General features: G+C 67.0%; 3 protein-coding genes. All 3 read left to right on the top strand.

Features of this window, described 5'->3' with window-relative positions; all coding sequences use genetic code 11:
* On the top strand, positions 1 to 298 hold a 298-nt coding region (locus ACFC3J_RS21890), incomplete at its 5' end, for a BamA/TamA family outer membrane protein (RefSeq protein WP_375198068.1).
* Positions 298 to 4,503 (top strand): translocation/assembly module TamB domain-containing protein, encoded by a 4,206-nt coding sequence (locus ACFC3J_RS21885; protein ID WP_375198067.1) that lies wholly within the window; start codon positions 298 to 300, stop codon positions 4,501 to 4,503. The genes ACFC3J_RS21890 and ACFC3J_RS21885, both read left to right, overlap by 1 nt.
* A gap of 2 nt (positions 4,504 to 4,505) precedes the next feature.
* Positions 4,506 to 5,468 (top strand): serine dehydratase beta chain (locus ACFC3J_RS21880; protein ID WP_375198066.1); only part of this gene is annotated, 963 nt, incomplete at its 3' end.

The following is a 5,468-nucleotide window of genomic DNA, read 5'->3' as shown; positions in this document are numbered from 1 at the left end:
GGCGATCGGCCCGCGCTATGGCCCCGACGATGATCCGGTGGGGGGGAAGAGCCTCGCGGAATTTTCGCTCGAATCGCGCATCCGCTTCGGCAATTTCGGGCTGGTGCCTTTCGTCGACGCGGGCAATATCTCGACCAGTTTCCTGCCCCGTTTCCGCGACCTGCGGATCGGTGCGGGCATGGGCGTGCGCTATTACAGCAGCTTCGGCCCGATCCGCATCGACGTCGGCACGCCGATCAACCCGCAGCCGGGCGATCCCAAGGTGGCCGTCTACGTGTCGCTGGGGCAGGCTTTCTGATGGCGGACGCGCTGCCCGAAACCGCCTCCGAAACCACCGTCGCCCCGGCGCCGCCGCACCGACGCCGCCGTGCATGGGATGGCCGCTGGCAGCGCTGGCTGTTCGGGCTTTTCGTCACCCTGTCGCTGATCGTCGCGGGCACGCTGGCCTGGCTCGACACCGATCCGGGGCATCGCTTTCTGGCCTCGCGCATCGGCCGGATCAGCCCGCCCTCGGGTCTGCGCATCCATGTCGACCGGATCGAAGGCAGCATCTATCGCAAGGCAGTTCTCCATGGCCTCACTCTCTCCGATCCCAGGGGCGCCTTTCTGGATGCACCCAGGGTGGAGCTGGACTGGTGGCCCTTTGCATGGCTGTCCAACAGGCTCGACATCGACCGGCTCGTGATCCCGCAGGCGACCCTGCACAAGCTGCCCAAACTGAACCCCAGCGAACGGCAGGGCCCGATCCTGCCCGGCTTCGACATCCGCCTGATGCAGTTCTCGGTCGGCCGCCTGACCATCGATCGCTCCATCACCGGCAAAATCCAGCAGGCGACGCTCTCGGGTGATGCAGACATTCGCGGCGGCCGCGCGATCATCGACCTCTCTGCCCGTGTCCTGAACGGGGAAGACGCGCTCAACATCGCGCTCGACAGCCGCCCGGACGATGACAGGTTCGACCTCGACGTCACCGTCAACGCGCCGAAGGGCGGCGTCCTCGCCGTGATGGCGGGGCTGAAGCAGGATGCCAATCTGCGCATCAGCGGTCAGGGCAGCTGGACCCGCTGGAACGGCCGCCTGGCAGGCACGCTGGACGGCGATCCCGCCATCGATCTGAAGCTCAACGCCCGCAGCGGCCATTATGCAGCCACCGGGACCATCGAAGGGTCGGCCATAGCGGGTCGGGGGCTTTTCCAGCGCCTGTCTGCGCCGCGCCTGACAATTCAGGCCAACGGATCGATGACGGACCGCGTCATCGACGGGAAACTCTCTCTGCGCTCCGCCGCGATCGACCTTAGCGCCGACGGGGGCATAGACCTGCGCAACAATGCGCTCGACAATCTGCTGGTCGATGTGAAGCTGACCCGGCCGCAGGCGCTGCTCAAGACGATGACCGGTCGTGACATCGCCGCGCGCGTCCGGCTGGACGGCCCGTTGGCGGGATTCGGCTATGAATATCTGATCACCGCGAAACAGCTCGCCTTCGGCAAGACCGTGATTCACGACGTCCGTGCCGACGGAAAGGGACGCAAGGCCAGCGGCGGCCCGGCGATCATCCCGGTTCACCTACGGGCCCGTCGCCTTGATGGGCAGGGCGAACTGGTGGAAGGCATCATCCGCAATTTCGTGCTCGATGGCGTATTGCAGCTCAAGAATCAGCAGATCGTCAGCAACCCGATGGCGGTCCGTTCCGACAAGCTGCGCGGCAGGCTGCTCTTCCTCGCCGACCTCAGGTCAGGCCGTTATGATATCGGCCTCGACGGCCAGATCGGCGGCCTTGCCATTCGCGGCCTCGGCATCGTCGACCTGACCTCGAAACTGCGCGCCATCCCCGGTCCCAGCGGCGCTTTCACCCTCAGCGGCAACGCGATGGCGCGGATGCGACGGCTCGACAACAGCTTCCTGCGTTCGCTGGGCGGCGGCCTGCCGACGGTGCGCAGCGGTCTGTCGCTCGGTCCTGACGGCCAGCTTCAATTCACCGATCTCCGCCTTGCAGCGCCGCTGCTGACGCTGAATGCGAAAGGCTATCGCCGCACCGACCGGACCTTCCATTTCGAAGGCAGCGGGCAGCACAAAAGCTATGGCCCGCTCCGCCTGACGCTGGACGGCCATATCGAGCGGCCCACGATCGACCTCGTCCTGCAAAGCCCGCTGAGGGCGCTGGGCGTCTCCGACATGCACGCGCATCTGACGCCCGACGCCAACGGCTACGGCTTCACGGCGGAGGGCGGTTCGACGCTGGGGGCCTTCACCGGCAACGGCGCGATCCTGCTGCCTTCCGGCGGTCAGGCGGTGGTCCGCATCGCCCGCGTCACGGCCTCCAGCGTCACGGCAAGCGGCGACCTGCGCCCCGTAACCGGCGGCCTTGACGGCACGCTCAACGTCAGCGGTCCGGTGACCGGCACCATTGCGTTCGCGCCTGTCAACGGCGTGCAGCAACTGACGCTCAGGCTCGACGCCACCGATGCCAGTTTCGACGGCCCCACCGTCATCGCCGTGCGCCGGGGCAAGCTCGACGCGACGATCCTGCTCAATCCGTCCGGCAGCTCCATCAACGCGACCGTGCAGGGGCGGGGGCTGCGTGTGGGCGGCCTGCTGCTCGGTCGCCTTGCCGCGAACGCCGCGCTGGTCGACGGCAGCGGCACGGTAAAGGCCAGCCTGTCAGGCCAGCGCGGCCGCCTTTTCGACCTCCAGAGCGAGGCGCAGGTCGACCCCGGCCATATCCGTCTTCAGGCCAGCGGCACCATCGACAAGCGCCCGATCAGGCTGACCCGCGCCGCCATCTTTACCCGCACGGAAGATGGCTGGCGCATGGACCCGGCGACGATCAGCTATGCGGGCGGTTCGCTGCAACTGGGGGGGGAACTGAGCGGCAAGACGACCAGCATCGAGGCTCGGCTGCAAAAGCTGCCGCTTGCCCTGCTGGACATCGCCTATGACAATCTGGGTCTGGGCGGCAGCGCCACGGGATCGCTGAGCTATGTCCACACCCGCGGCGGCATGCCGACCGGCAAGGCGGAACTTCGTGTGCGCGGCCTTTCGCGCTCCGGCCTGTCGTTAAGTTCCCGTCCGGTGGATGCGGGCGTCAACGCCGTCCTTACCCATGACCGGCTCGCGACCCGCATGGTCTTTGTCGCGGACGGCCAGACCATCGGCCGCGCCCAGGCGCTGCTGACCCCGCTCGGCGCCGAGGGCAACCTGGTCGAACGGCTGAACCGCGCCCCGCTGTTCGCGCAACTGCGCTACAACGGCACCGCCGATACGCTCTGGCGTCTGACCGGCGTAGAGATCATCGACATTTCCGGCCCTGTCGGCGTCACCGCCGATGCGCGCGGCACGCTGGGCGATCCGGTTATCAGCGGCTCGCTGGCGACTGACAATGCCGCGATCAACAGCCCCGTCACCGGCATGCGCCTGCACGGCGTCAAGGCGCGGGGCCGCTTCTCCGGCGCGCAGCTCGTCATGTCGAACTTCAGCGCCACCGCGCAAAATGGCGGCAGCGTGACCGGCATCGGCAGCTTCACCTTCAACGGCATAGCGGGCGTCGGCATGGACCTGCGCCTGCAAGCCGACAATGCCGCACTGCTGGAACGGGACGACATAGCGGCCACCGTGACCGGGCCGATCACCCTGTCCTCCAGCGGCGTCGGGGGCACCATCGGCGGCGACCTCGTCCTCAACAGAAGCCGCTTCACCATGGGCCGGGCGGCCGCCGTAGCCCAGATACCCGAACTCAAGGTGATCGAGATCAACCGTCGCGGCGATGAGATCGAGCGCCCCCGCACCAACACCCCCTGGGCGCTGGCGATCAAAGCCCGCGCCCGCAATCGCCTGACCGTCACCGGCCTCGGCATCGAAAGCGAATGGCGCGCCAATCTCGACATTGGCGGCACCGTCACCAACCCTGCCATTGCGGGCACGGCCGACCTTGTTCGCGGCACCTACGACTTTGCGGGCCGCCGCTTCGATCTCAAGGAAGGCAAGATCCAGTTCGACGGCCGCACCCCTGTCAATCCGATGCTGGACATCGATGCGGAAGCGGACGTCAGCGACCTCACCGCCACCATCCATGTCGGCGGCACGGGCCTCAAACCCGTCATCACCTTCACCAGCATTCCCGCGCTGCCGCAGGACGAACTGCTGTCGCGCATCCTGTTCGGCACCTCGATCACCAACCTGTCCGCGCCGGAGGCGTTGCAACTGGCTTCGGCAGTCGGCTCGCTGCAAGGGCAGGGCGGCCTTGACCCCATTAACGCGGTGCGCAAGGCGGCTGGGCTTGACCGGCTGCGCATCATCGCCGCCGATCCGACCCAAGGGCAGGGGACCTCCATCGCAGCGGGCAAATATCTGACCCGGAAAACCTATGTGGAGCTGATCACCGACGGGCAGGGCTATTCCGCGACGCGCATCGAATATCAGGTCACGCGCTGGCTTTCCCTGCTCGGCGCCATCTCTACCCTCGGCCGCGAAAGCGCCAACGTCCGCATATCGAAGGATTATTGAGAGTGAGCAAATCCCGCATCGACGCCGCCGCCGCGATCAGCGTCACGGACCTGTTCACCATCGGCATCGGCCCGTCCAGTTCGCATACCGTCGGCCCGATGCGCGCGGCGCTCCTGTTCATGGATTCGCTGCCCGCCACGCCGGTCCGGGTGCAATGCGAACTTTACGGCTCGCTCGCCCTGACCGGCAAGGGCCATGCCACCGATGTCGCCATCCTGCTCGGCCTGTCCGGCCACCGACCCGAAAGCGTCGATCCGGATGCGATCCCCGCCATTCTTGAAGCGATCCGCAGCGAGGGGCGGATCCGCGCAGGCAGCGCGGCGGATCTCTTCATCCCCTTCAGCGAAGCCGCCGACCTCCTCTTCCGCATGGGGGAGTTTCTGGAAGCGCACAGCAACGGCATGCGCTTTTCGGCCTGGTTCGAAGGACAGGAAGAGCCCTTTGTCCGGGACTATTATTCCATAGGCGGCGGCGCGGTGCTGCCCGGCACGGCGCCGATCGCCGACGACACGCCGCTCGGCCACAATGTGGTGCAGCCGCATCCCTTTTCCTCGGGCGCGGAAATGCTGGCGCTGGGCGAGACGACTGGTCTCAGCATCGCCACGCTCGTCCTGCGCAATGAAGGCGCCTGGCGCTCGCAGCCGGAGACGGAGGCTTTTCTCGACAGCGTGATCGACGCGATGAGCGCCTCGATCGATCGCGGCCTGAAGGAAGAGGGGCTGCTCCCCGGCGGTCTCAAGGTCCGCCGTCGCGCGCGCACCATCCATAACCGTCTGGTTCTCCAGCAAAACGCCCTCGGCCCGGCGCAGATCTTTGAATGGGTCAGCCTCTTTGCCCTTGCCGTGAATGAGGAAAATGCAGCAGGCGGCCGCGTCGTCACCGCGCCGACCAACGGCGCGGCGGGGGTCATCCCCGCGGTGCTGCATTATTATCGCCGCTTCGTCCCCGGCGCCGACCGGGACGGG

This window comes from Sphingobium sp. (assembly GCF_041987595.1).
Classification (GTDB): Bacteria; Pseudomonadota; Alphaproteobacteria; order Sphingomonadales; family Sphingomonadaceae; genus Sphingobium.
The sequence above is the reverse complement of the archived record's forward strand: the minus strand, read 5'-3'. Positions and strand labels throughout refer to the sequence as shown.

Excerpts from the sequence above, each read along its gene's own strand:
- ACFC3J_RS21885 (WP_375198067.1), top strand. The coding sequence starts at position 298 with ATGGCGGACGCGCTGCCCGAAACCGCCTCCGAAACCACCGTCGCCCCG.